The sequence below is a fragment of the Brevundimonas sp. 374 genome, assembly GCF_900102995.1.
GTDB classification, from domain to species: Bacteria; Pseudomonadota; Alphaproteobacteria; order Caulobacterales; family Caulobacteraceae; genus Brevundimonas; species Brevundimonas vesicularis_C.
Genome location: NZ_FNKT01000001.1, coordinates 1,417,943 through 1,441,646, shown reverse-complemented (window position 1 = coordinate 1,441,646; position 23,704 = coordinate 1,417,943). Strand labels below are relative to the sequence as shown.

Below are 23,704 nucleotides of genomic sequence, written 5' to 3'. Positions count from 1 at the left end.
ATGGCCCATGCACAATCCTCGATCCCGTTGGCTGACAGCCTTATCGCCGCCGGTCCGGTTACAAATATCGCCGCCGCCGACCGCCTGCACGAAACTCTGACCACAGCCGCAGCCGCAGCCGCTGACGCCGACGGCTGGCGCGAGACTCTGGACGTCGCCTGGCCCGCCCTGGCCCCCGTCGCCGGCGCCTCGCCCTATCTCGCCGGTCTGATGCGGCGTCGCCCCGCCCATCTGCGAAGCCTGCTGGAAGCCGATCCGGTCGAGGCGCTGGAGCGGATCATTCGCGACACGGACGCGCTGGACGCCGAACCGGACGAGGTGCGCGCCCCGCTGCGGGTGCTGAAGGCCGACCTGCACCTGCTGACCGCCTTGGCCGATTTGGGCGGGGTGTGGGATCTGGATCAGGTCACCGACGCCCTGTCCCGGTTCGCCGACGCCTCTTGCCGGGCCGCCCTGCGCGCCGTCGCTGCCGAACAGAGGGCGCGCGGCCGGCTGACCTCGCCGCCCGGTGATCCGCGCGGCCCCATTCCCGGCCTTTTCGGCCTGGCCATGGGCAAACATGGGGCCAACGAACTGAACTATTCGTCCGACATCGACATCTCGCTCTTCTTCGAGCCGCGCCTGATGGGCCTGGCCCTGCGCGAGGGCGAGGAGATGCAGGACTTCGCCAATCGCGTCGGCAAGGGGATCGCCACCCTGCTGACCGAGCGGACGGGCGACGGCTATGTTTTCCGCGTCGATCTGCGGTTGCGGCCCGACCCATCCTCGACCCCGCCGGTCGTCGCCGGGCCGATGGCCCTCGCCTATTATGAGAGCGTGGGTCAGAACTGGGAGCGGGCGGCCTTCATCAAGGCGCGGCCGGTGCTGGGCGACATGCGCGCGGCGGGCCGGTTCCTGAAGGCCATGATCCCTTTCATCTGGCGGCGCAGCCTGGATTACGCGGCCGTCCTCGACATCCAGTCGATCAAGAAACAGATCCACGTCCACAAGACGGGCGAGGGACTGCAGGCCGCCGGGGCCAATCTGAAGCTGGGTCGCGGCGGCATCCGCGAGATCGAATTCTACGCCCAGACCCAGCAGCTGATCCTGGGCGGCCGCGATCCGGCTTTGCGCAAACAGCGCACGCTGGAGGCGTTGAAGGCCTTGGCCGACGCGCGCCATGTGCCCCAGGCGGTCTGCGAGGAACTGTCGGCCGCCTATGTCGAGCTGCGCGGGCTGGAGCACCGCGTGCAGATGCTCGACGACGAGCAGACCCATCGCCTACCCGAGGACGCCGAGCGCCGCGCCGCCGTCGCCGCCCTGGCCGGTTCGGACGATCTGGCCGCCTTCGATGCCCAGGTCGAAGCCCTGCTGGCGCGGGTCAACGCCCGCTACGGCGAACTGTTCGAGGGCGGCGAAGATCTGGACTCCAGCTACGGCAGCCTGGTCTTCACCGGGGTCGAGAACGATCCCGAGACGCTGGAAACCCTGCGTCGCATGGGCTTTTCCGAGGCGCCGTCGGTCGCCGACACGATCCGCAGCTGGCACCACGGCCGCATCCCGGCGACGCGCACGGCGCGGGGACGCGAACTGTTCACCCGCCTGGCTCCGCGCCTGCTGGAGGCCCTGGCCCGATCCGGTGCGCCCGACGAGGCGTTCCGGCGTTTCGCGGTCTTCTTCTCCGGCCTGGCGGCGGGCGTGCAGGTCCAGGCCCTGTTCCTGAACCAGCCCAAACTGTTCGAGATGGTGCTGGGCGTCATGGCCTTCGCACCGCGTCTCGCCCGGACCCTTGGCCGGCAACCGGCGGCGCTGGACGGTGTGCTGGACGCCCGCTTCCTGGTCGATCTGTCCGAAGAGACCGGCCTAACCGAACAGATGCTGCGCGAGGCTGGCGAGACCGAAGATTTCGAGGGGGCCATGAACGCCGTGCGCCGCCTGCACCGCGAGCAGATGTTCCGCATCGGCATCCACGCCCTGACCGGCCGGGCGGGGGCCGAGACGGCGGGTCGCGCCTACGCCGCCCTGGCCGACGCCGCCATGCGCACCCTGTCGCCCGCCGCCTTGGCCGAGACCGAACGGCTGGGCGGCGCCTTTCCCGGCGCGGTCGCCGTGGTCGCCTTGGGCAAGGCCGGATCGCGCGAGATGACGGCCGGATCGGATCTTGATCTGATGACCCTGTACGAGGCGCCGCCCGAGGCGACGTCCGAGATCAAGGGCTGGACCGCCGATGTCTTCTACGCCCGCTTCACCCAGCGGCTGATTGCGGCCCTGTCGGCGCATACGGCGGAGGGCGGACTTTATGAGGTGGACATGCGCCTGCGCCCCACCGGCTCCAAGGGCCCGGTTTCGGTGCGGCTGAAGGCGTTTGACGCCTATTACGCCAAGGAGGCCGAGACCTGGGAGTTCATGGTTCTGACTCGCGCTCGCGTGGTCTGGGCCAGCGATCCCAAGTTCGGCGCCCAGGTTTCGGCCGCCATCGAGGCCGCCCTGCGTCGCCCGCGTCCCGGCGTCGATGTGGCCGCCGACATCCGAAAGATGCGCAGCCTTATGGATCGCGAGCGTCGCCCGCACGGCTTCTGGGACTTGAAGCTGTCGCCGGGTGGGCAGGTGGACGCCGAGTTCGCGGCCCAGTTCCGCCAGCTTCAGGCCGCCGCCATCGGCGAGCCGTTGACCCTGTCGACGCTTGAGGCCCTGCACGACGACCCGGTCCTAGCCGAGGCCTGGCGCGTGCAGCAGCGGCTGGCCCACCTTCTGGCCGCCGCCTTCGAGGGGCGGGTCGATCCTGAGGGCGAACCCGGCGTCTTCCAGCTGCGCCTGGCCGAGGCCGCCGGCGCGCCGGACTTCGACACGCTGAAGACCGAGTTGACCGACTTGCGCGCGCGGGCGCGAAAGGCCTTCGAGCGGGCGGTGCCAGCAGGCCGCGACGGAGAATCCGCAACGCCGCGTTCAATCTCCTGACAGGGCAATGTCAAAGGGCGCCAAACGCGCCCGTGGAGATGATCGAGATGAGAAACACCTTTCTGACCGGCCTGGGCGTCATCGCTCTGGCCGCCGCCGCCGGCGCCGCGACCGCACAGGTTCCGCCGGCCCCCGCCGCCGGCGCCCCCGCGCCGCATCATTCGCGCGCGGATCCGAACCGCCAGATCACCCGCGCCGAGTTCGTCGATGCGCGCATCGCGCGTCTGACCGCGCTCGATACGAACCGCGACGGCGTGGTCAGCCCCGAAGAGCGTGCCGCCGCCATGCAGGCCCGTCGCGCCGAACGCGCGGGCGAGCGCTTCGCCAAGCTGGATGCGAACGGCGACGGCTCCATCAGCCGCGCAGAGTTCGACGCCGGCCATGCCGCACGCCCGGATCGCGGTCCGCGCGCCGAACGCGCCGGTCATCGTGAGGGACGTCGCGGGGGCGCGCATCACGCCATGCGCGGACAAGGACGCGAACGCGGGCCGGTGGTGATCGCCGAAGCCTCCGCCAAGCTGGGCGAGCGTTTCGATAAGATGGACGCAGATCGTGACGGCGTGATCTCCGCCGATGAGCGCCGGGCGGTCATGTCCGCTCAGCGTGAGCAACGTCAGGAACGCCGCGCGGCCCGCCAGACCCAGCATCAGGCGCAACAACCCGCTTCCCCCGTCCCGGCTTCGGAGTAAGACGGTGTCGGGGTCGGCCGTCGTGAACGCACCGGTCCCTTTCGTCAGCAGCGGAAGAGGCAGGATTGGTCGCCATCGTCGACCCCGACGAGGATCTGGTGCGACGCGTTGGGCAGGGCGACCCGGCGGCGGCGCAGACGCTCGTCTCGCGCAAGCTGCCGCGCATCCTGTCGCTGGCCCAGCGCATGTTGGGCGATGCGGTCGAGGCCGAAGACGTGGCCCAGGAGACGATGCTGAAGGCCTGGCGTCAGGCGCCCAAATGGATGCCCGGCAAGGCCCGGTTCGACACCTGGCTGCACCGGGTCGCGCTGAACCTCTGTTACGATCGGCTGAGGCGTCGGCGCGAAATCCCGACCGACACGCCGCCGGATCGTCCCGACGAAGGCCCGGCGCCGGATCGCGGTCTGCTGGCGGCCGAGACGGGCGCACGGGTCACGGCGGCCCTGAAACGGCTGCCGGACCGACAGCGCGAGGCCATCGTCCTGTGCCATTATCAGGAGCTGTCGAATATCGACGCGGCGGCCCTGATGGAGATCAGCGTCGAGGCCCTGGAGAGTTTGTTGTCGCGCGGTCGTCGCGCATTGCGTCTGGCCCTTTCGGACATCGGTCCGGGGTCGATTAGAGGAGACGGACGATGAAGGCGGAACGGTTGCACGAACTGGCGGACGCCTATGGCGCCGACCTGCGTCGGTGGCCCGCGTCCGAGCGCGCCTTCGCCGAAAGCCTGATCGCCGCCGATCCGTCGTTGAAGGCGGTGCTGGACGAGGCGGCCGCGCTGGACGCTCTGCTCGACGCCGCGCCCAGACCTGTCCCGTCCGCCGCCCTGACGGCACGTATCCTTGCGGCGGCGCCCCGGGCGAAAAACCGTCTGGACAAGGCGATCTGGTATCTGGGCGCCGGTTGGGCCGCCGCGGCCTGTGCGGGCGTGATCGCCGGCGTCGGCCTGACCACACATCTGACCGCCGACGCGCGCGCCGATGCGGTGCTTTATCAATCCTCGCTGACGAGCGTGGATGACACGGAACTGCTGGGATGACGTCCAAGAGCCTGAAGATCGCCCTGGCCGTCTCGGTGGCCCTGAACCTGTTCGCCGTGGCGGGCGGGGTCACCTATGTCGTCAATCGCGACCGGATCGAACGCCGGATCGAGGATCAACGCCGTCCGGGCCGCGAGGGACCGCTGGCCGAGGTGCTGGCCGATCTGGATCCGGCCGTGCGCCAGCGCGTGCGCACCGCGCTGCGAGAATCGGCCCTGGCGGCGCGTCCTGATTTCGAGGCGGCCCGCGCCGCCCGGCGCGAGGCCATAGACATCGCCGGTCAGCCGACCCTGGACGCGGCGCGCGTCCAAAGCCTGCTGGAACAGTCGAGAGCCGCCGAGATGCGGGGTCGCACCCGCCTGGAAAACGGCGCAGTCGCCGTGCTGGCGACGCTGACGCCCGAGGAGCGCAAGGCCCTGGCCCCGATCCTTCAGCGTAAGGGCAATGCTCGTCGCGCCGCAGCCCAGGGGCCGGATCGCCGTCATCCGGACGACCGCGCGCCCCGCTGACGGCGCTTGGGCGCTCAGCCCTTCCTGGACGCGCGGAAGGCGGCGACGGCGTTCACCGCCGCGCGCACCGACGCCTCGATGGCGGCCCAGTCGCCCGACTTCACGGCGTCATCGGTCACCAGCTTGGAGCCCATGCCCGCAGCGACGATGCCCGCGCCGAACCATTTGGCGATCGACGCCTCGTCCGGATCGACGCCGCCCGTCGGCATGATCTTGACCCAGGGCATCGGGCCTTTGACCGCCTTGACGAAGTCCGGGCCGCCGACCGACGAGCCGGGGAACAGTTTGACGATGTCGCAGCCCAGTTCGTGCGCCTCGCCGATGTCGGTCACCGACCCGCAGCCGGGGAAATAGGCGACCATGCGACGGTTGCAGACCTTGGCCACGTCGGGGATCAGGCAGGGGCTGACCACGAACCGCGCGCCCCGGTTCAGATAAAGCGAGGCCGTTCCCGCATCAACGACCGAGCCGATGCCCAGCACCACGTTCGGGTCGGTCTTGATCAGTTCGCGATTGATCTCGCCGAACAGGTCGCAGGCGAAGTCGCCGCGATTGGTGAACTCGACCACCGGCGCTCCGCCGCGCGCGCAGGCGCGGATGACGTTCAGGCTGACCTCGGCGTCGGGATGATAGAAGACCGGGCACACGCCCTGGGTCTGAAGCGCCTGAAGCACGCTGACGCGATCATGGGCCATGGACGGGTTCCTCTGCGATAGGTTCGCGTCCGACCTCCGCTGTCGCGAACGCGAGGTCAAGTCAAACCGCGTTAGCGCGGACGTTCTCTTGACGGCATGTCGCGAAAGGCGGACCGTTGTTCGGTCAATCGCCTGTTGGAGAAGCAGGATGTTCGCCGCCCTCGCCGTCGTCGCCCTTCTGACCGTTCAGGATCCGCCGCCCGCCGCCGACATGGACGGCGCCTGGTCCGTCGATCTGGCGACCGATCCGGCCCAGCCCTACCACCAGCCCATGAACGTGAGGCTCCAGCCCGATGGCGTCGTGACGGGCGACTTCTACAACAGCCGGATCGAGGCGGGCCGATGGAAGCGCCAGCACGGCCGGCTGTGCGTCTCGTTCCGAACGACCGACGGCGCAGGCCCCTATCACACGGCGGCCTGCCTTGCGGGCGACCATGTGGAGGGTCAGACCTGGGCCGAACACCGCAACTTCGTCTTCATCTGGCGCGCCGACCGCCCCTCTTGAAGCCTCGCCGCTCAAGCCCATCTGTTAGGGAGGGGAGCGGGGGATTTCATACGAATTAGACGAATTAGACTCTATTTTTCGCTGCTGGGTCTGATCGCCGCTCAGCGTCGATGGGCCAGGTCGGCCAGCCGTTTGACCAGGGTGCTCTGCGCATCGAACAGCGGATCCAGAACCGTGAAATGGTTCAGGCCGGGCAGGGCCTCGAACCGCGTCCCGGCGCCGGCGTCGCCCCAGCGCGCGGCCATGTCGCGGCTTTGATCCACGAAGGCCTCGCTTTCCGCACCGCCCACGATGCAGTCCAGAACCGCGCCGACGGGCGGCGGCCATCGGATTGGCGACAGGGCCTGGGCCTCGGTCGTATTCAGGTCCAGGGCGACGTTGAGCGAGGTGGGGATTAGCGGCTCCAGATCGAACACGCCCGAGAGGGCGACCGCCGCCGAAGCCCGCCCGTCCGCCAGCAGGCAGGCCGCCATATGCCCGCCTGCCGAATGGCCGCTGACGACAGGCGCGGCGCCGGTGCGGTCGCGGATCAGATCGACCGCCGCCCGCGCCTGATCGACGATCCGGCCCAGCCGCGCGCTCGGCGCCAGGTCATAGGTCGGGATGGCGACGCTGACGCCGTGGGCCAGCAGGGGGGGCGCGACGAAGCTGAACCAGCCCGCATCCAGCGCCTGCCAGTATCCGCCGTGCAGGAAGACGACGACAGGCGCGCCGTTCCCGGCGTCGAACCAGTCGATCCGCTCGCGCTCGCCTGGGCCGTATTTCAGGACCTGGGGCGGATGGGCGGCGCGGGCGGTCTCCGATCCCGTCTTCCAGCGCGCCATGACGGCGGGATGGTCGGGGACCAGGGCGCGGTTGTTGTATTGCGCCTCCAGCACGGCGTCTGTGTCTTGCGGCTTACCCGTCACGTCTTCGTCCGCTAGAAGCGCCCTCGAACCAGAGGACTGATCCGCCATGATGACCGCCATCTTCGTCTTCATCAAATGCGAGCTGGGCTACGCCAACGACGTCGCGGCCGATATCGTGGACAATGTCGAGAACGTCTCGGAGGTCTATTCCACCTCGGGTCAGCACGACCTGCTGGCCAAGTTCAACCTGCCGCGCGACGCCGACATCGGCACCTTCGTGACGAAACAGGTCCAGACGCGGCCGCACGTGCGCGACACCTTCACCGTCATCACCTTCTCGCCCTTCCTGCCGAGCAAAGGCTAGGGCGCGGCCTTTCGCCTGACCTTGTCCTTGCGGTCCTCGGCCTCGTCGTCGTCGCCGACCTTTTCCTCGACCGTGGCCGACAGGCGCTGGAAGACGCCCAAGCCCACCAGCACCAGCACCGAGGCGATCAGCAGGGCGGTGGGATAGAGCAGCTGCGCCACGTCCTCTCGCGCCGTCTTGAACACCACGACTAGCGCTTCCAGGAACAGGGCGATGACGATCGTCGACAGGAATTTGGTCAGGCTGCGCCGGGCCTCGGCGGCGCTGCGCTTTTCGTTGCCGCGCCGCACCTCGTCCTCGAAGATGTATTTGGCCACGTCGAAGACGGCGATGGCGACGATGACATAGCCCAGCACGTCCAGAACCGCGTCGGCGCCGGACTTGTCGGGCGAGCCGATGCCCGCCAGCGCATCCTTCACCCCGAACCCGATCAGGGCCATGGCCGCCAGCAACAGCAGCAGGCTGGCGAAGGCGAACACCGCCCGGGTCAGATAGGTCATGGAAATCCCTCCGCGAGGCCACAGCAACGCACCAACCGCCAAGCTGTTGCCTGACGGGCAAAGGGTGACGCTGGCGCCGGGGACGGCTAAACGAGGGGCATAGGGAGACACGACATGACGCGATCCAACGCGCCCGCCTACATGACCGGTTTCGGCAATCATTTCGCGACCGAGGCCGCGTCCGGCGCCCTGCCGGTGGGCCGCAACTCGCCGCAGAAGACGCCGATGGGCCTGTATGCCGAACAGCTGTCCGGCACGGCCTTCACCGCCCCGCGCGCCGAGAACCGGCGCAGCTGGCTGTACCGCCTGCGTCCGTCGGCCCAGCATGGGCCTTACGCGCCCTTCGATCAGGGCTGCGTCCGCTCCGGTCCGTTCGACGAGACGCCGCCCAATCCCAACCGGATGCGCTGGGACCCGCTGCCCATGCCGCAGGCTGCGACCGACTGGGTTGAAGGGCTGACGACCTATGGCGGCAACGGCGAACCGGACGGCGGGGCCGGGGCGGGCATTCACCTGTATGCCGCCAACCGATCGATGACCGATCGGGTCTTCTATGACGCCGACGGCGAACTGCTGATCGTGCCTCAGGAAGGGGAGCACCGCTTTGTCACCGAGTTCGGCGTGATCGAGGCCCAGCCGGGTCACATCGTCCTGATCCCGCGCGGCGTGCGGTTCCGCGTCGAGGTCGAGGGGGACGTGCGCGGCTATGTCTGCGAGAACTACGGCAGCCCGTTCCGCCTGCCGGATCTTGGCCCCATCGGTTCGAACGGCCTGGCCAATCCGCGCGATTTCGAGACCCCGATCGCGGCCTATGAGGACGTGGATCGCCCGACCGAGTGCGTCCAGAAATACGGCGGCCGCCTGTGGGCCACGACCTTCGATCACAGCCCGCTGGACGTCGTCGCCTGGCACGGCAATCTGGCGCCCTGCCGCTATGACACGGCGCGCTTCAACACGATCAACACCGTCAGCTACGACCACCCCGATCCGTCGATCTTCACGGTCCTGACCAGTCCGTCCGAGACGCCGGGCACGGCCAATATCGACTTCGTCATCTTCCCGCCGCGCTGGATGGTGGCCGAGGACACCTTCCGCCCGCCCTGGTTCCACCGCAACGTAATGAGCGAGTTCATGGGTCTGGTGACCGGCGCCTACGACGCCAAGGCCGGCGGATTCGCGCCGGGCGGCGCATCGCTGCACAACCGCATGAGCGGCCACGGCCCGGATCAGGCCAGCTATGACGGCGCGATCAAGGCCGAGCTGAAGCCGCACAAGATCGAAAACACCCTGGCCTTCATGTTCGAGACGCGCATGCCGATCCGCGTCACGAAATGGGCGTCGGAATCACCGCAGATGCAGCTCGACTACGACGACGTCTGGTCAGGTTTCACCAAAGGACAGATCTCATGATCCGCATTTCCCTCATCGCCGCCGTCGCGCTTCTGGCCGCCGCCTGCTCGCCCCAGACCACGGGAGCGGCGTCGGACGCGCCGATGCAAAGCGCCGACGCCGCGTCCTGCGCCACGCGCGGCGGCACGATGAAACAGGTCGGGCGGATGCAATCCTGGCAGTGCGTCATCAGCTATGCCGACGCCGGCAAGCGCTGCACCGACGGCGATCAGTGCCAGGGCGACTGCCGCATCGAGGGCAACAGCGGCGTGGCTCCGGGGACGGCGGCGACCGGCGTCTGCCAAGCGACCAGCGACCGTTTTGGCTGCAATACGACGGTCGAGGACGGCAAGGCCGGCCCGACCCTGTGCATCGACTGAGGTCGCAGGCACGAAAAAGCCCCCGTCGCGAACGACGGGGGCTGATCCATCCGTAAACGGATTTAGTCGGTCGCCAGATCTTAGTGGGTCGAAGGCGTGTTGGCCGTCGTAGCGCCGCCATCAGCGTTGCCGGCTTGCTGCTCGACCATGTCGGCCTTGCGGTCGGCGTTCTTCTCGACCTGGTCGGCCTGGGCGTTCAGGGCGTCGGCCTGAGCGGCGGTCGGAGCGGTCGCGGCTTGCGATTCGAGCTGGTCGGCGCGGGCTTCGCCCGTGGCTTCGATGGCGTCGGCTTGCTTTTCAGCGGCCTTGTCGGCGGCGCTTTCACCGCAGGCGGCGACGCCGGCCAGCATGAAAACCGAAGCGGCGGCGATGGCGAACTTTTTCATTTGAGTTTCCTCTCCTAGGTGGAAACTCTCAAACGCTACGGTGACGGTTCGGTTCACGCCGCCGTGAGATTTTCGTGATCGTCGTCGCGTCAGCCCTCCGACTGGGCGAAGGCGACCCGCGCAGCGCCCAGCAGGGCGGCGTGTTTGTGCATGATCACCTTGGTCGGAATGTCCTGCATATACTCCTTGAACCGGCCCTTGCGCTCGAACCGCTGACGGAAGGGACTGGCCTTGATGAAGGGCAGGATGCGCGGAACGATGCCGCCGGCGATATAGACGCCGCCGCGCGCGCCGGTGGTCAGGGCGATGTCGCCGGCGACCGCGCCCAGGATGGCGCAAAAGCGGGCCAGGGTCGCGCCGCACGGGCTGTTCGGATCGGCCAGGGCCGTTGCAGTGATCTGAGCGGGATCGTCGATGTGGGTTTCGCGCCCGTCGATCTCCGCCAGGGCCCGGTGCATGTTCAGCAGGCCAGGCCCACAGATCAGACGCTCGATCGACACCCGGTCATAGCGGCGACGCAGGATGCGCAGGATTTCGTCCTCGACCGGATCGCCGGGGGGGAAGCAGGCGTGCCCGCCCTCGGACGGCATGGCCATTTCCTTGCCGGCCGCATCGCGCACCAGGGCCGAGACCCCGAAGCCGGTGCCGGGGCCGAGCACCGCGACGGTGCAGTGCGGATCGCCGTCGACCGGACCGCCCAGGCTCTCCAACTGATCTTCCGGCACGATGGGCGCGCCCCAGGCCAGAGCCTCGAAGTCGTTGATCAGCTTGACCGGCTTCAGGCCCAAGGTCTGAAGCTCCGCCTCCGACACCTGCCAGGGCGAGTTGGTCAGGTCGATGGCGCCGTCCGTGACCGGGCCGGCGACGGCGATCACGCCGCCCGTCGGCTTGACCTCGCAGCCGTCGATGAAGGCGGCTACGCCTTCCAGGAAGGTTGGATAGGTCTCGGCCGGAAAGCTCTCGTGATGGTCCAGCACGGGCTTGCCGTCCACCATGCGGGCCACGGCGAAGCGGGCGTTCGTGCCGCCGACATCGCCGACGAGAAGGGTCTTGTCATTCATTGGGGCGTTTCCTGCGCTCGGTTCGGTGGATCAGGCGTCCACAGTCCGATCGACGAAGTTGGGATTGGGCGGGGTGTCGTCGTTGCCGCGCGAACCGGTCGGCAGGGCGAAACAGACCGTCGCCCCCTGTTCGGCCGTCGTGACCACATGGCGGAAGGCGCCGAACAGTTCACGGCCATAGCCCCAGGACGAACCCTCGGCGTTGGCGGCGGACCGGGCGGCCAGCGGACGGGCGGTCAGGTCGGGAACGCCGACGGTGGTCAGAACGCCAGCCTCGGCGTCCAGGCGGATGATGTCGCCGTCCTGAACATGGGCCAGCGGACCGCCGGCCAGGGCCTCGGGCGAGACGTGGATGGCGGCCGGCGTCTTGCCGCTGGCGCCCGACATGCGGCCGTCGGTGACGAAGGCGACCTTGAACCCCTTGTCCTGAATGACCGACAGGGCCGGCGACAGGCTGTGCAGTTCCGGCATGCCGTTCGCCTTGGGCCCCTGGAAGCGCAGGACCACGACCACGTCGCGGAACAGCTTGCCGTCCCGGAAGGCTTGCAGTGCGTCTTCCTGGGTCTCGAACACGGCGGCGGGCGCCTCGACGATGCGGTTCTCAGGCTTGACGGCGGAGATCTTGATGACCGCGCGACCCAGGTCGCCCTGAACCAGACGCAGGCCCCCTTCCCTGTCGAAGGGGTCGGAGGCCGGGCGCAGGATGTCGAGATCGAGGCTTTCCTGGACCCCGTCGCGCCAGACCAGTTCGCCGTCCACCATCGACGGTTCCTGGAAATAGGCCTCGATTCCGCGACCCATGATGGTCGTCACGTCGGTATGGATATTGCCCGCCATCGCCAGCTCACGCGCGATGAAGGCGACGCCGCCAGCGGCTTGGAAGGCGTTCACATCCGCCGAGCCGTTGGGATAGACCCGCGCCAACAGCGGCGTGACCGATGACAGCTCGTCCATGTCGGTCCAGTCGACCAGCACGCCCGCCGCCCGCGCCATCGCGACCAGGTGGATGGCGTGATTGGTCGAGCCGCCGGTGGCCAGCAAGGCCACGATCATGTTGACGATGGACTTCTCGTCGATGACGTCGGCCATGCGGCACTCGCCGCTGCGGGCCAGTTCGACCGCCCGTTTCGCCGCCGCCGCCGTCAGGGCGTCGCGCAGGCCGGTGTCGGGATGGACGAAGGCGGTGGAGGGCATGTGCAGCCCGCCCAGCTCCATCATCATCTGGTTGGAGTTGGCGGTGCCGTAGAAGGTGCAGGTGCCGGGCGAGTGATAGCTGCCGATCTCGCTTTCGAGCAGCGTCTGACGATCAACCTTGTTCTGCGCATATTCGGCCCGGACGCGGGCCTTCTCCGCATTCGGAATGCCCGACGGCATCGGCCCTGCGGGTGCGAAGACGACAGGCAGATGGCCGAAGGCCAGGGCGCCCATGAACAGGCCCGGAACGATCTTGTCGCACACGCCCAACATCAGGCCGGCGTCGAAGGCGTCATGGGTCAGAGCGATGCCCGCCGACATGGCGATCAGGTCGCGGCTGAACAGCGACAGCTCCATGCCGGGACGACCCTGCGTGACGCCATCGCACATGGCGGGGGTGCCGCCCGCGACCTGGGCCGTGGCGCCGACCTCGCGCACGGCCTTGCGCACCACGTCGGGGAAGCGCTCGAACGGCTGGTGGGCCGACAGCATGTCGTTATAGGCGGTGACGATGCCCAGGTTGGGCTTGGACCCATCCATCGCCGTCAGCTTGTCGGCGATGGTCTGGCCCGCGAAGGCGTGGGCCCAGTTGGCGCAGCTCAGCTTGGCGCGTCCGGCGCCGCTGTCGCGCGCGGCGTCCATGCGACGGATGTAGTCGGCGCGGGTCTCGCGGCTTTTTTCGATGATGCGGGCGGTGACGGCCGCCACGGTGGGATGAAGCGCCATTTCAGCCTTCCTCCGTCCACAGAACTTCAAGGGGAACGCCGGCGGCGATCAGGGCGGCGATGGGTTGAATCTTCGGATTGCCCTGGGCCTGTTCTTCGAAGACGCGACGCTTGGCGGCGCCCTTCAGGCCCAGGATCACCCGGCCTGCCGACATCAGATAGGGCAGATTGATCGACAGCCGTTCAATCGTCGGCGCCATGCCGTCGCGCCCATGCGGCACGCCCAGCACCGTGGGCTTCAGCGTCGGCGTCAGAAGGGTCTTCAGCGTCGGGCTTTCGGGGAACATGGAGCAGATATGGCCGTCCTCGCCCATGCCCAGCAGCACCGCATCGAACCGCCCGCCCGCGTCGGCCAAGGCCTTGGCCGCCACGATGGCCGCGCGGTCCACGGTGACCTCGGGCGTATAGAGCGGGATGAAGCGGGCCGTCGCCGCCTTGTCCTGAAGAAGCACGTCGCGGATCAGCCGGGCGTTCGATTCCGGCGAAGTCTCGGGCACATACCGCTCGTCCACCAGGGTCACGGCGATTTTGGACCAGTCCAGATCGGTCGCCGCCAGGCGGCGATAGACGGGCGCGGGCGTCGAACCGCCGGGACCGGCGAACAGGGCCTGGCCATGGTCGCGCACGGACGCGCCAAGCGTTTCGGCCAGACGCGCGGCGATGGCTTCGGCCCAGGTCTCGACGGACGCGAAGGCTTCGATGGCGGGGGTCTCAAACATCTGTGGTGTTCCAGTCGCGGCCGGTCCGCATCATCAGCATGTCGGCGCTGTCGGGGCCCCAGGTTCCGGCGACGTAGTCGTCGGGCTTCAAGCCGGATTCGGCCCAGGCCTCGGACACCTCGTCCACCCATTTCCAGGCCTGCTCGGCCTCGTCGCGGCGCACGAACAGGGTCGAGTCCCCCGCCATCGCGTCCAGCAGCAGACGCTCATAGGCGATGCGGCGACGCGGCGGGGCGGCGGACTTGCCGTCCACACCCCACGACAGGCTCATCTTGATCGGTTGCAACTGCATGCGCTGATCCAGGCCCGGTCGCTTGTTCATCACTGTCAGAGAGATGTCTTCCTCGGGCTGCAGCTCGATGATCATTCGGTTGGCCTGCACTTCTCCACGGTCGTCGCGGTCGAAGATCGAGTGCGGTACTGGCTTGAACTGGATGACGATCTCGGTGCGCTTCTCGGGCAGGCGCTTGCCGGTCCGCATGAAGAAGGGCACGCCGGCCCAGCGCCAGTTGTCGATGTCGGCGCGAACGGCGACGAAGGTTTCGGTGTCCGACGGCTGGCCGCGTTCCTCGTCATAGCCCTTGGCCGGCTTGCCCTCCGAGACGCCCGCCACATACTGACCCCGCACGGTCACGCGCTCGGCTTCGTCAGGCGTGATCGGGCGCAGGGAGCGCAGCACCTTGACCTTCTCGTTGCGCACCGAGTCGGGGTCCAGGTCGCTGGGCGGCTCCATCGCCACCAGGCACAGCAGCTGCAACATGTGGTTCTGCAACATGTCGCGCAGGGCGCCGTATTCGTCATAGTAGGGCCAGCGATCGCCGACCCCTACCGTCTCGCCGATCGTGATCTGCACGTGGTCGATGGACAGGTTGTTCCACAACGGTTCGAAGATCGTGTTGCCGAACCGCAGGGCGATCAGGTTCTGGACTGTCTCCTTGCCCAGATAGTGGTCGATGCGGAACACCTGGTTCTCGCTGAAGGCGTGGGCCACGGCGTCGTCGATTTCGAGGAAGGACTTCAGATCGCGCCCAACCGGCTTTTCCAGCACGATGCGGCAGTTCTTTTCGGCCAGACCCGCCGCCTTCATCGCCGTGACGATGCGGGCATAGAGCGAGGGGGAGACGGCCAGGAAGGAGGTGACCTCGCCGTCGCCGACCTTGTCCTTCAGCGGCTTGAGGCTTTCGGGCGAGGTGGCGTCGACCGCCAGATAGTCCAGGCGGGCCTTCATCCGCGACCAGCTGGCTTCGTCCCAGACCTTGTCCGCCTCGGCGCGCGCCTTCACCGCCTCGTGCACCTTGGCGATATAGTCGTCGGCGCTCTCTTCGGAACGCGCGGCGCCGATAATCTTCAGCCCTTCAGGCAGCAGGCCGTCGTGTTCGAGGAAATAGAGCGACGGCAGAAGCATGCGCATCGCCAGATCGCCGCCGCCGCCAAACAGAATGAGAGCCGCCATGTCTTGTCCCTCGATGATCCCATTTGTCGGGACGCACACCTTTACGGTCTAGCCGCTGTCTTTGGCCGCTTCCGCTCGCGAGGCCAACACGTCCAGCACGTCCTGAAACACCATGTTACGGGCATGGAGAAGAACGAGCAGGTGATAGATCAAATCCGCAGCCTCGCTGGCGAGTTCCTCGTCCGGGCCGGCGACGCCGGCCAGCGCGGTCTCCACGCCCTCCTCGCCGACCTTCTGGGCGATGCGTTTGGGCCCCTGTGCGATCAGTCGGGCGGTCCAGCTTTCGGACGGATCGGCGGCGGCCCGTTTGGCGATGGTTCGCTCCAGCCGGGCGATCCGACCCAGGCCCGGCGCGTCGGCCTTTCCGAAACAGCTCGTTCGGTTCAGGTGGCAGGCGTTTCCGACCGGCCTGACGCCCAACACGATGGCGTCGGCGTCGCAGTCGGCCGTGATGGAGGCGACGTAAAGCCGGTCGCCCGAGGTCTCGCCCTTTCTCCAACGCCCCCCGCGCGAGCGCGAGAAGAAGGTGGCCTCGCCGGATGCGATCGTCTCGTCCAGCGCAGCGCGATCCATATAGGCCAGGGTCAGGACCTGCAGCGTGGCGGCGTCCTGCACCACGACGGGGACCAGGCCGTCGCCCTTGGCGAAGTCGATGGTGTTCGGGTCGATCACAGTCTCATCTCCAGGCCTTCGTCGGCCAGGTATTGTTTCAGGTCCGGAATGGCGATGGCGCCGGTGTGGAAGACGCTGGCGGCCAGGGCGCCGGAGACGTTGGCCTGCTCGAACACAGCCTTGAAATGCTCGGGCGCGCCGGCGCCGCCCGAGGCGATCAGGGGGATGGTCAGGCGTGCCCGTGCGGCGGACAGTTGCTCGATGTCATAGCCGCGCCGAACCCCGTCCTGATCGATGCAGTTCAGCACGATCTCTCCGGCGCCCAGGCTCTGCGCCTCGTCCAGCCAGTCCAGCGTGCGTTTGCCGGCATGACGGCGTGCATCGGGGTCGCCGGTATATTTGTGGACCACCCAGTCGCCGTCCTCAAACCGGCTGTCGACGCCGACGACGACGCACTGGCTGCCCAGCCGCGCCGCCATCTCGGCGATCAGTTCGGGCCGTTCCAAGGCCGGGGAGTTGATCGAGACCTTGTCCGCTCCGTGATCCAGGCAGCGCGCCGCCTGCTCCACGCTGCGAATGCCGCCGGCAACGCAGAACGGAATGTCCAGCAGTCGGGCGATGTCCTTGATCCAGCCGTAGTCCAGCGTCCGCCCTTCGGGACTGGCGGTGATATCGTAGAAGACCAGTTCGTCGGCGCCTGCGTCGCGATAGCGGGCGGCCAGCTCGGCCGCATCGCCCATGTCCGTATGGCCGACGAATTTCACGCCCTTGACCACCCGGCCGTCCTTCACGTCCAGGCAGGGAATGATCCGCCGCGCCGTCACGAGCGTTTGGCCGCCGCGATCGCCTCGGGCAGGCTGAAGCAGTTCTCGTAGAGCGCGCGTCCGACAATGGCGCCGTGACAGCCCAGCGCCTTGACCGCAGCGATGTCGTCCAGCGAGGAAACGCCGCCCGAGGCCTGCAGCACCAGATCAGGCCGACGGCTGCGGATTTCGGCCAGCAGATCCAGGTTCGGCCCGGTCAGGGCGCCGTCGCGACCGACATCGGTCACCAGCAGGTGTTTGGCCGTCCCCTTGGGATACCGATCCAGCGCCTCCCAAAGCGTCATGCCCGAGGACTGGGTCCAGCCCTTGAGCGCCGGGACCGGCACGCCGTCCTCGATCTTGACGTCCAGGGCCAAGGTGATGCGCTCGACGCCGAAGGTTTCCAGCCAGTTGGCCACCGTCTCAGGTTGGGTCACCGCCAAGGAGCCTACGACGACGCGCGACACGCCGGCGTCCAGCAGCTTTTTCACATCGTCGGCGCTGCGCACGCCGCCGCCCGACTGAACCTTGACGTCGATGGCCTGGGTCAGTTCGCCGATCAGGGCGTGCTGACGCGCCTCGCCCGCCTCGGCTCCGTCCAGGTCGACGATGTGGATCCACTCCGCGCCCTCGGCCGCAAAGGTCGTCAGGCGGGCGGCCGGCTGCTGGTCGTAATGCGTCACCTGGGCGAAGTCGCCGTGCATCAGGCGCACGCAGACGCCGTCCTTCAGGTCGATGGCGGGGTAGATCAGCATGACAGGCCCAGGAAGTTCTTGAGGATGGTCGCCCCGGCCTCGGCCGAGCGTTCGGGGTGGAACTGGCAGCCCCAGCGGTTGGCGGATCGAACCACAGCCGGAACGACGCCGCCATAGTCGGCGCGCGCCAGGGTCGCCGGTCCGTTGGGACAGACGAAGCCGTGGACGAAATAGGCATAGGCGCCGTCGGCGACGCCCTCCAGCAAGGGGTCGTTGCGGTCGCGCGTCAACCGGCTCCAGCCCATGTGCGGCACCGGCAGATCGCCCGCAGGCTTTAGCCGGCTCACCGCACCGGGCATCAGGCCCAGCAGATCGACGCCGTCGCCCTCGTCGCTCGATCCGAACAGCAGTTGCTGACCCAGACAGACACCCAGCAGGGGGCGCGGGAAGGCGCGGATCGGCGCGATCAGACCCAGGTCCGACAGGCGCTTCATGGCGTACCCGGCCGCGCCTACGCCAGGCAGGATCACCCGTTCAGCCTCGGCGATGACGGCGGGATCATCGGTGAGGCGCACGATCGCGCCCAGCCGCTCCAGCGCGAACTGGACCGAGGCGACATTGCCGGCGCCGTAGGCGATGACGGCGACCTCGGTCACAGAACACCTTTGGTGGACGGCACGGCGTCGCCCTCGACGCGTATGGCCTGGCGCAAGGCGCGGCCGAACGCCTTATAGACGGCTTCGGTCTTGTGGTGGTCGTCCTGGCCCGTGACCTTGATGTGGACGGCCGCGCCCATGGCCTCGGCCAGCGACCGGAAGACGTGGGCGGTCAGGTCGGTGCGGTAGTCGCCGATGAAGGGCGTCTCGAACGCTCCCTCGAACAGCGGATAGGGGCGGCCGGACAGGTCGATGGAGACCGTCGCATTGGCCTCGTCCATCGGCAGGACGAAGCCGTAGCGGGCGATGCCCTTGCGCTCCCCCAGCGCCTGTTTCAGCGCCTGGCCCAGGGCGATTGCGCTGTCCTCGATCGTGTGGTGCGGGTCGGTGTGCAGGTCACCCTCGCACTGAAGCCGCAGGGAGAAGCCGCCGTGGGCCGCGATCTGCTCCAGCATGTGGTCGAAGAAGCCGACGCCGGTTTCGATTTTGATGGGGCCTGGGGCGTCCAGATCGACGGCGCAGACGATGCGGGTCTCTTTGGTGTCACGCACTGCCTGGCCGACGCGGGCCGGGCGGCGCTTGGCGGGCGTCAGGCCGAAGGCGGCGAGCAGTCGGTCGTTGACCTCGGGCTTGATCGAGACGGGCAGACGCAGGCGGTCACCGGACAGATCGGCCTCGACGCCGTAGGCTTTCAGACCAGCCAGGGCGGCGGCGGGCTCCTCTGGGCGAGCCATGATGATGGGACCGACGCCCGGTTCGACCGGCATCTGGCGACCCAGTTCGCGCACGACCCGTTCACGCTCACGCCGGACCGAGGCGATTCGCTCGGCGGTCTCGATCATCCGCGACGGATCGAGCGCCTGCATCGCCAGCTGCACCAAGGGTTCGGGCAGGGCGTAGGGTTCCAGCACCGCCGCCAGCCGCGCCAGGGTCTGGGCTTGGGCGATCGCCGCGCCGATGCGGGCGCCGGCCAGACCATAGGCCAGGGACAGGCTGCGCAGGACGACCAGGTTGGGCTGGTCGGCAACGACCGTGACGGCCGAGACGCTGTCGGAGAACTCGATCAGGCCCTCGTCCACCACCAGCAGGGCGGGGGCGACGCGGGCGGCCATTTCGGCGACGGCCTCGGGCGAGCCGAGGGCGCGGATGACGACGACCGCAGGTGGGCCCTTGGCCGGGTAGATGGCGGCGAGGCTGTCGTAGGGTTCGGCCTTGGGCGCCTCGACCGAACCGCCGTCGCGGGCGGCGAGGCGCCAGGCCACTTCCAGCCCGTGGGTTAGGCCGCGCACCGGCAGCACCTGGTCGGCGGGCACGGCGTAGAGGGCGGCCATGCGGGCGCCGAGGGCTGAGGCGTCGCCAGGATAGCGGTCCAGGCCCTCGCCGCCGGAGACCAGCGGGGGATAGGGGGCGGGCAGGGTCATTGGATGGCGCCCCGGACAAAACGAGGTGCAATCAGTGCAATTGGTCTCAAATCGGCGCCCAAAAAACAGGGTGCAATGTGTGCAGTTCGCCTAGATGCGCTCACGATAAAAGAGGGTGCAATCAGTGCACTTCGTTCATTCAGGGCTGGGCGACGCACAGGAGGTGGGGCGAGGGCGGGGCCTTGTCCAGAGGCTGCGGCGTTCATCCCTCGCTCCTCAGATCGGCGGCGCGGGCGTGGGCTTCGAGGCCCTCCATCCGGGCCAGGCGGGCGGCGATGGGGGCGAGCGCACGGGCGCCGGCCTCGGTCACTAGCTGGACCGACATGGTGGTCATGAAGCTGGACGTGGTGACGCCGCCCAGGGTGCGGGCGCCGCCGTCGGTCGGCAGGACGTGGCTGGGACCGGCGGCATAATCCCCCAGTGTCTCGGCGGCGAACCGGCCGACGAAGACGGCCCCGGCGGCCTTGATCGAATCGACCAGCTGCTCGGGATCGTCGATCTGGATCGCCAAGTGTTCGGGGCCATAGAGGTTGGCGACTTCTGCGGCCGCGTCGAGGTCGCGGACCAGGATGGCGCGGGCCTCGTTCAGAGAGGCGCGAGCGATGGCTTCGCGGGGCAGGGTTGCGACCTGCACCTCGACCTCGCTCAGGATGTAGTCGATGGTGGCGCGGCTGGTGGAGACCAGCAGAACCTGCGCATCCGCATCGTGTTCGGCCTGGCTGAGCAGGTCGGCGGCGGCGATCTCGGGCGCGGCGTCGCGATCGACGATGACCATCAACTCCGACGGGCCGGCGGGCATGTCCACGGCGGGGCCGCCGGGAAGGGCCGAGGCCTGCTTCTTGGCCTCGGCCACATAGGCGTTGCCGGGTCCGAACAGCTTGTCGCAGGCGGGAATGACCCCGTCCTCCAGTTCGACGCCGAATGTCAGGGCGGCGATGGCCTGGGCCCCGCCCATCAGCCAGATGGCGTCCAGCTCCGCCTCTGCGGCGGCCAGGATCATGGCGGGGTGAATGCCGCCATCCTTGTTCGGAGGCGTGACGGCGACGCGCTGGCCCACGCCCGCGACGCCGGCCGGAATGGCCAGCATCAGCAGCGAAGAAAACAGCGGCGCGGTGCCGCCGGGAATGTAGAGGCCGGCCGAGGCGATGGGACGCCAGGCCAGTTTGGACCGCACGCCGGGCGTCGTCTCGATAAAGGGAGTGTCCTCGGGCCGGGTCGCCTGGTGGAAGACGCGCACATTGTCGGCCGCCATGCGCAGGGCGCGCACGTCGCCGGGCGGCAGGGCGTTGCGCGCCTCGGCCACAGTCTCGGGCGTGATGGCGATGCGACGGGGCGGCGCCTTGTCCAGCTTCAGGCACCAGTCAGTCACGGCCGCGCCGCCGCGCTGGCGCACGTCGTCCAAGATGGTGCGCACGACCTCGGTCACGTCGCCGGCGGTGCGTTGGGCCGGGCGGGCCAGGGCGGCCGTCTTGCCGGCGGCGTCGAGGGAAGACCAGTCGATGCGTTTCATCACATCATCTTCTCGATCGGCAGGACCAGGATGGCCGAGGCGCCGGCGGCCTTCAGCTTTTCAAGCGTTTCCCAGAAGACCGCCTCCTGACAGACGGCGTGGACGGCGACCGCGTCGTCGCGCCCCATCAAGGGCATAACGGTCGGCGAGCCGGCGCCGGGCAGGATGGCGGTGATCTCGTCCAGGGCCGAGCGCGGGGCGTTCAGCATGACGTATTTGGCGCCCTGCGAGGACACCACGCCCGCCATCCGCTCGATGACGCTGTCCAACAACTGCTGCAGCGCGGGCTCGGGCGCGACGGGCGACTGGATCAGCACGGCCTGGCTTTCCAGAACCGTATCCTTGGCGCCCAAGCCGTTGGCCTCCAGCGTCGCGCCGGTCGAGACCAGGTCGCAGATGGCGGCGGCCAGTTTCAGCCGGGGCGCGACCTCGACGGCGCCGCGCATAACCACGATGTCGGCCTTGACCCCGCGTTCGTCGAGGAAGCGGCGCAGGATCTTGGGATAGGAGGTGGCGATGCGCAGACCGTCCAGCGAGGCCGGACCGTCATAGGCCAGCGTCGGAGGCGTGGCGATCTTCAGCGTGCAGCGACCGAAGCCCAGCGGCATGACGATCGAGGCGTTCGGCCCGCCGTTGCGGCCTTCCTCCAGCACGTTCTCGCCGACGATGCCCAGGTCGCAGACGCCGTCCGCCACGAAGGTGGGGATGTCGTCGTCGCGGACGCGCAGCAGGTCGATCGGATAGTTCTCGACCCGGTACAGCAGGTCGTTGTGACCCTTGACCCATTTCAGGCCCGCGTCGCGGATCAGGTCGAGGCTGCGATCGGCCAGACGGCCGGATTTCTGGACGGCGATGCGAAGCCGGCCCTGCACGGTGCTCATATTCGGATACTCAGTTCTTGTTCTTCAGGCGGTCCAGGGCGAGGCGATAGCCCTGATGCGGCATGTCTTTCAGATAGCGGGCGACGCGAACGACGGTGGTGGGGCTGGCATGGGCCTCTGCGGCGATCTCGCGATAGGATTTGCCGCCGGCGTCGAGCAGGCGCGCGACCTGCCAGCGCTCGGAGAAGGCGCGCAGTTCCGCAGGCGTGCAAAGATCGGCCAGAAAGGCGTCGATCTCGGCGCGCGTCTGCATCGACAGCAAGGCGTCATGCAGGTCGTCACGGGCGGGCGGGGTCGTCATGCGTGTTTCACTATGCTGTAACGGTGGAACAGTCAAGAGCTCGTGAGACGTGACGCGTGACTCGTGATTGAACGGGCAGACGTCAGTCCCGGCTCACGATTCACCAATCACGACTTACACCCGCCCGCGCACCGCTCTATCTGTCCGCCCATGACCAAGGTTCTCATCATCGGCGCGGGACACGCTGGCGGCTCCGTCGCGGCCTTCCTGCGGCAGTATGGGCATGAAGGCCCCATTGTGCTGGCGGGCGAGGAGGGTGCGCCGCCGTATCAGCGGCCTCCATTGTCCAAGGCCTGGCTGAAGGGAGAGGCGGATCTGGAGGCGCTGCTGCTGCGGCCTCTGAGTTTCTACGCCGAGCAGAATATCGACTTCCGACCCTCGATGGTCGCCGTGGCGGTGGACCCCGCAGCGAAGACGGTAGCCTTCCACGACGGGTCATCGGAGACCTACGACATCCTTGTGCTGGCGACCGGATCGACGGCGCGCAAGCTGCCGGTTCCGGGCGGGGACCATCCCGATCTGCTGGAACTCCGCACGATGAAGGACGCCGAGCGACTGAAGGCGGTCCTCGGGCCCGGCAAGCGTCTGGCGGTGGTCGGCGGCGGCTATGTGGGGCTGGAGGCGGCGGCGTCGGCGCGGGCTCTGGGCGCCGAGGCGGTGGTGATCGAGCGCGCGCCGCGCGTGCTGGCGCGGGTGGCGTCCGAGACCCTGTCGGCCTTCTTCACAGCGCAGCACCGGGCGCACGGCGTCGAAATCCTGACCGACGCGGAGGTGGTCGCCGTGGCCCGCGACGGCGTGAGCCTGGCCGACGGATCGGTGGTGTCGGCGGATGCGGTGTTGGTGGGGGTCGGCGCCTTGGCTTGCGACGCCCTGGCGCGATCGGCCGGCCTGACCTGCGACGATGGTGTGGTGGTGGACGCCGAGGCGCGCACCAGCGACCCGGCGATCTTCGCCATCGGCGACATGACGCGACGACCGATTCCGGTCCACGGCGGCGTGCATCATCGGCTGGAAAGCGTGCCCAACGCCCTGGAGCAGGCCAAACAGGCGGCCGCCGCCATCGTCGGGCGGGCCGGACCCACGCCGGAAGTGCCGTGGTTCTGGTCGGACCAATATGAAGTCAAACTTCAGATCGCCGGCCTGCCGTTCGACGCCGACCGACAGGTGGTGCGTGGCGACCCGACGGCGTCGGGCTTTGCGGTCTTCCATCTGAACGGCGACCGGATCGTCTGCGTCGAGGCCGTCAACGCTCCGCCCGAGTTCATGGCCGGCAAACAGTTGATCGCCAAGGCGACGCCTGTGGACGTGGACAAGCTGGCCGATCCAGCGGTGTCGATGAAGGCGGTGGCGGTCTAATCGTCTCTTCCCTGCGAAGCGGGGAGGGGGACCACGCATAGCGTGGTGGAGGGGCTCTTGAAGTCACGCAGGCGCTGGT

Annotated in this window: 26 protein-coding genes; 10 read left to right on the top strand and 16 right to left on the bottom strand. The window is 68.4% G+C overall.

Going from position 1 to position 23,704, the window contains the following annotated elements; all coding sequences use genetic code 11:
* From BLR19_RS07080 to BLR19_RS07060, 5 genes are all read left to right on the top strand, one after another.
* Complete coding sequence (locus BLR19_RS07080; RefSeq protein WP_091749192.1) at positions 1-2,937, top strand: bifunctional [glutamine synthetase] adenylyltransferase/[glutamine synthetase]-adenylyl-L-tyrosine phosphorylase; 2,937 nt, start codon at positions 1-3, stop codon at positions 2,935-2,937.
* A 47-nt stretch (positions 2,938-2,984) separates the two neighbouring features.
* Complete coding sequence (locus tag BLR19_RS07075; protein WP_218119331.1) at positions 2,985-3,626, top strand: EF-hand domain-containing protein; 642 nt, start codon at positions 2,985-2,987, stop codon at positions 3,624-3,626.
* 65 nt (positions 3,627-3,691) lie between these two features.
* A complete protein-coding gene (locus BLR19_RS07070; RefSeq protein ID WP_091748812.1) occupies positions 3,692-4,264 on the top strand; it encodes an RNA polymerase sigma factor in 573 nt (190 codons plus the stop codon).
* On the top strand, positions 4,261-4,662 hold the full coding sequence (locus BLR19_RS07065; protein ID WP_091748808.1) for a hypothetical protein: 402 nt from the start codon (positions 4,261-4,263) through the stop codon (positions 4,660-4,662). The genes BLR19_RS07070 and BLR19_RS07065 overlap by 4 nt, the downstream gene beginning before the upstream one ends.
* Positions 4,659-5,171: a periplasmic heavy metal sensor gene (locus BLR19_RS07060; RefSeq protein WP_091748806.1), complete on the top strand. Its 513-nt coding sequence runs from the start codon at positions 4,659-4,661 to the stop codon at positions 5,169-5,171. Before BLR19_RS07065 ends, BLR19_RS07060 begins: the two co-directional genes overlap by 4 nt.
* Positions 5,172-5,185: 14 nt before the next feature.
* Here BLR19_RS07060 and BLR19_RS07055 read toward each other — a convergent pair whose 3' ends face one another.
* Positions 5,186-5,866, bottom strand: coding sequence for a bifunctional 4-hydroxy-2-oxoglutarate aldolase/2-dehydro-3-deoxy-phosphogluconate aldolase (locus BLR19_RS07055; RefSeq protein ID WP_091748803.1), 681 nt, complete (start codon positions 5,864-5,866; stop codon positions 5,186-5,188).
* Between the two features lie 148 nt (positions 5,867-6,014).
* Between BLR19_RS07055 and BLR19_RS07050 the strand changes: the two genes are divergently transcribed.
* Complete coding sequence (locus tag BLR19_RS07050; protein ID WP_091748801.1) at positions 6,015-6,371, top strand: hypothetical protein; 357 nt, start codon at positions 6,015-6,017, stop codon at positions 6,369-6,371.
* Positions 6,372-6,472: 101 nt separating this feature from the next.
* On the opposite strand, the gene BLR19_RS07045 is transcribed toward BLR19_RS07050, so the two are convergent.
* On the bottom strand, positions 6,473-7,339 hold the full coding sequence (locus BLR19_RS07045) for an alpha/beta hydrolase (RefSeq protein ID WP_091749189.1): 867 nt from the start codon (positions 7,337-7,339) through the stop codon (positions 6,473-6,475).
* On the opposite strand from BLR19_RS07045, the gene BLR19_RS07040 reads away from it, so the two are divergent.
* Positions 7,326-7,583: an Lrp/AsnC ligand binding domain-containing protein gene (locus tag BLR19_RS07040; RefSeq protein ID WP_039244189.1), complete on the top strand. Its 258-nt coding sequence runs from the start codon at positions 7,326-7,328 to the stop codon at positions 7,581-7,583. The genes BLR19_RS07045 and BLR19_RS07040 overlap by 14 nt on opposite strands.
* Here BLR19_RS07040 and BLR19_RS07035 read toward each other — a convergent pair.
* Positions 7,580-8,083: a GNAT family acetyltransferase gene (locus BLR19_RS07035; protein WP_091748798.1), complete on the bottom strand. Its 504-nt coding sequence runs from the start codon at positions 8,081-8,083 to the stop codon at positions 7,580-7,582. The genes BLR19_RS07040 and BLR19_RS07035 overlap by 4 nt on opposite strands.
* Before the next feature lie 114 nt (positions 8,084-8,197).
* Between BLR19_RS07035 and hmgA the strand changes: the two genes are divergently transcribed.
* Complete coding sequence (hmgA, locus tag BLR19_RS07030; RefSeq protein ID WP_176758283.1) at positions 8,198-9,493, top strand: homogentisate 1,2-dioxygenase; 1,296 nt, start codon at positions 8,198-8,200, stop codon at positions 9,491-9,493.
* Positions 9,490-9,852, top strand: a complete 363-nt coding sequence (locus tag BLR19_RS07025) for a hypothetical protein (protein WP_055803365.1) — start codon at positions 9,490-9,492, stop codon at positions 9,850-9,852. The genes hmgA and BLR19_RS07025 overlap by 4 nt, the downstream gene beginning before the upstream one ends.
* A gap of 80 nt (positions 9,853-9,932) precedes the next feature.
* Here BLR19_RS07025 and BLR19_RS07020 read toward each other — a convergent pair whose 3' ends face one another.
* The 13 genes from BLR19_RS07020 to BLR19_RS06960 all read right to left on the bottom strand — a co-directional run bounded on the left by BLR19_RS07020 (position 9,933) and on the right by BLR19_RS06960 (position 22,269).
* On the bottom strand, positions 9,933-10,238 hold the full coding sequence (locus tag BLR19_RS07020; RefSeq protein WP_055752822.1) for a hypothetical protein: 306 nt from the start codon (positions 10,236-10,238) through the stop codon (positions 9,933-9,935).
* Between the two features lie 89 nt (positions 10,239-10,327).
* Positions 10,328-11,299, bottom strand: coding sequence for a glucokinase (gene glk, locus BLR19_RS07015; protein WP_066623911.1), 972 nt, complete (start codon positions 11,297-11,299; stop codon positions 10,328-10,330).
* Positions 11,300-11,329: 30 nt separating this feature from the next.
* Entirely contained in the window at positions 11,330-13,219 is a 1,890-nt protein-coding gene (gene edd / locus BLR19_RS07010) for a phosphogluconate dehydratase (RefSeq protein WP_091748793.1), read from the bottom strand.
* A 1-nt stretch (position 13,220) separates the two neighbouring features.
* Complete coding sequence (pgl, locus tag BLR19_RS07005; RefSeq protein WP_091748790.1) at positions 13,221-13,937, bottom strand: 6-phosphogluconolactonase; 717 nt, start codon at positions 13,935-13,937, stop codon at positions 13,221-13,223.
* Complete coding sequence (zwf, locus tag BLR19_RS07000) at positions 13,930-15,390, bottom strand: glucose-6-phosphate dehydrogenase (RefSeq protein ID WP_091748787.1); 1,461 nt, start codon at positions 15,388-15,390, stop codon at positions 13,930-13,932. The genes pgl and zwf overlap by 8 nt, the downstream gene beginning before the upstream one ends.
* 48 nt (positions 15,391-15,438) lie before the next feature.
* Positions 15,439-16,062: a bifunctional phosphoribosyl-AMP cyclohydrolase/phosphoribosyl-ATP diphosphatase HisIE gene (gene hisIE, locus BLR19_RS06995; RefSeq protein WP_091748784.1), complete on the bottom strand. Its 624-nt coding sequence runs from the start codon at positions 16,060-16,062 to the stop codon at positions 15,439-15,441.
* Positions 16,059-16,826, bottom strand: a complete 768-nt coding sequence (hisF, locus tag BLR19_RS06990; protein WP_091748781.1) for an imidazole glycerol phosphate synthase subunit HisF — start codon at positions 16,824-16,826, stop codon at positions 16,059-16,061. The genes hisIE and hisF overlap by 4 nt, the downstream gene beginning before the upstream one ends.
* A complete protein-coding gene (hisA, locus tag BLR19_RS06985) occupies positions 16,823-17,560 on the bottom strand; it encodes a 1-(5-phosphoribosyl)-5-[(5-phosphoribosylamino)methylideneamino]imidazole-4-carboxamide isomerase (RefSeq protein ID WP_091748778.1) in 738 nt (245 codons plus the stop codon). The genes hisF and hisA overlap by 4 nt, the downstream gene beginning before the upstream one ends.
* Positions 17,554-18,156 carry an imidazole glycerol phosphate synthase subunit HisH gene (hisH, locus tag BLR19_RS06980; protein ID WP_091748775.1) on the bottom strand — a complete coding sequence of 201 codons (603 nt, stop codon included), beginning with the start codon at positions 18,154-18,156 and terminating at the stop codon, positions 17,554-17,556. Before hisH ends, hisA begins: the two co-directional genes overlap by 7 nt.
* Positions 18,153-19,577, bottom strand: a complete 1,425-nt coding sequence (hisB, locus tag BLR19_RS06975; RefSeq protein ID WP_091748772.1) for an imidazoleglycerol-phosphate dehydratase HisB — start codon at positions 19,575-19,577, stop codon at positions 18,153-18,155. Before hisB ends, hisH begins: the two co-directional genes overlap by 4 nt.
* A 202-nt stretch (positions 19,578-19,779) precedes the next feature.
* The gene (gene hisD / locus BLR19_RS06970) at positions 19,780-21,087 is read right to left on the bottom strand and encodes a histidinol dehydrogenase (protein ID WP_091748769.1); all 1,308 of its coding nucleotides are present in this window, start codon (positions 21,085-21,087) and stop codon (positions 19,780-19,782) included.
* Entirely contained in the window at positions 21,087-21,968 is an 882-nt protein-coding gene (hisG, locus tag BLR19_RS06965; RefSeq protein WP_055752833.1) for an ATP phosphoribosyltransferase, read from the bottom strand. The genes hisD and hisG overlap by 1 nt, the downstream gene beginning before the upstream one ends.
* 10 nt (positions 21,969-21,978) lie before the next feature.
* Complete coding sequence (locus BLR19_RS06960; RefSeq protein WP_017504407.1) at positions 21,979-22,269, bottom strand: YerC/YecD family TrpR-related protein; 291 nt, start codon at positions 22,267-22,269, stop codon at positions 21,979-21,981.
* A 150-nt stretch (positions 22,270-22,419) separates the two neighbouring features.
* Here BLR19_RS06960 and BLR19_RS06955 point away from each other — a divergent pair, with 150 nt between their 5' ends.
* Complete coding sequence (locus tag BLR19_RS06955) at positions 22,420-23,625, top strand: NAD(P)/FAD-dependent oxidoreductase (RefSeq protein ID WP_091748766.1); 1,206 nt, start codon at positions 22,420-22,422, stop codon at positions 23,623-23,625.
* The last annotated feature ends 79 nt before the right edge of the window (positions 23,626-23,704 follow it).

Excerpts from the sequence above, each read along its gene's own strand:
- BLR19_RS07060 (WP_091748806.1), top strand. The coding sequence starts at position 4,659 with ATGACGTCCAAGAGCCTGAAGATCGCCCTGGCCGTCTCGGTGGCCCTG.
- BLR19_RS07065 (WP_091748808.1), top strand. The coding sequence starts at position 4,261 with ATGAAGGCGGAACGGTTGCACGAACTGGCGGACGCCTATGGCGCCGAC.
- BLR19_RS07020 (WP_055752822.1), bottom strand. The coding sequence starts at position 10,238 with ATGAAAAAGTTCGCCATCGCCGCCGCTTCGGTTTTCATGCTGGCCGGC.
- hisB (WP_091748772.1), bottom strand. The coding sequence starts at position 19,577 with ATGACCCTGCCCGCCCCCTATCCCCCGCTGGTCTCCGGCGGCGAGGGC.
- BLR19_RS07035 (WP_091748798.1), bottom strand. The coding sequence starts at position 8,083 with ATGACCTATCTGACCCGGGCGGTGTTCGCCTTCGCCAGCCTGCTGCTG.
- glk (WP_066623911.1), bottom strand. The coding sequence starts at position 11,299 with ATGAATGACAAGACCCTTCTCGTCGGCGATGTCGGCGGCACGAACGCC.
- hisD (WP_091748769.1), bottom strand. The coding sequence starts at position 21,087 with ATGAAACGCATCGACTGGTCTTCCCTCGACGCCGCCGGCAAGACGGCC.
- BLR19_RS07075 (WP_218119331.1), top strand. The coding sequence starts at position 2,985 with ATGAGAAACACCTTTCTGACCGGCCTGGGCGTCATCGCTCTGGCCGCC.
- BLR19_RS07080 (WP_091749192.1), top strand. The coding sequence starts at position 1 with ATGGCCCATGCACAATCCTCGATCCCGTTGGCTGACAGCCTTATCGCC.
- hmgA (WP_176758283.1), top strand. The coding sequence starts at position 8,198 with ATGACGCGATCCAACGCGCCCGCCTACATGACCGGTTTCGGCAATCAT.
- hisA (WP_091748778.1), bottom strand. The coding sequence starts at position 17,560 with ATGCTGATCTACCCCGCCATCGACCTGAAGGACGGCGTCTGCGTGCGC.
- BLR19_RS07050 (WP_091748801.1), top strand. The coding sequence starts at position 6,015 with ATGTTCGCCGCCCTCGCCGTCGTCGCCCTTCTGACCGTTCAGGATCCG.
- BLR19_RS07025 (WP_055803365.1), top strand. The coding sequence starts at position 9,490 with ATGATCCGCATTTCCCTCATCGCCGCCGTCGCGCTTCTGGCCGCCGCC.
- BLR19_RS07040 (WP_039244189.1), top strand. The coding sequence starts at position 7,326 with ATGATGACCGCCATCTTCGTCTTCATCAAATGCGAGCTGGGCTACGCC.
- BLR19_RS07045 (WP_091749189.1), bottom strand. The coding sequence starts at position 7,339 with ATGGCGGTCATCATGGCGGATCAGTCCTCTGGTTCGAGGGCGCTTCTA.
- edd (WP_091748793.1), bottom strand. The coding sequence starts at position 13,219 with ATGGCGCTTCATCCCACCGTGGCGGCCGTCACCGCCCGCATCATCGAA.
- zwf (WP_091748787.1), bottom strand. The coding sequence starts at position 15,390 with ATGGCGGCTCTCATTCTGTTTGGCGGCGGCGGCGATCTGGCGATGCGC.
- pgl (WP_091748790.1), bottom strand. The coding sequence starts at position 13,937 with ATGTTTGAGACCCCCGCCATCGAAGCCTTCGCGTCCGTCGAGACCTGG.
- BLR19_RS06955 (WP_091748766.1), top strand. The coding sequence starts at position 22,420 with ATGACCAAGGTTCTCATCATCGGCGCGGGACACGCTGGCGGCTCCGTC.
- hisG (WP_055752833.1), bottom strand. The coding sequence starts at position 21,968 with ATGAGCACCGTGCAGGGCCGGCTTCGCATCGCCGTCCAGAAATCCGGC.
- BLR19_RS06960 (WP_017504407.1), bottom strand. The coding sequence starts at position 22,269 with ATGACGACCCCGCCCGCCCGTGACGACCTGCATGACGCCTTGCTGTCG.
- BLR19_RS07055 (WP_091748803.1), bottom strand. The coding sequence starts at position 5,866 with ATGGCCCATGATCGCGTCAGCGTGCTTCAGGCGCTTCAGACCCAGGGC.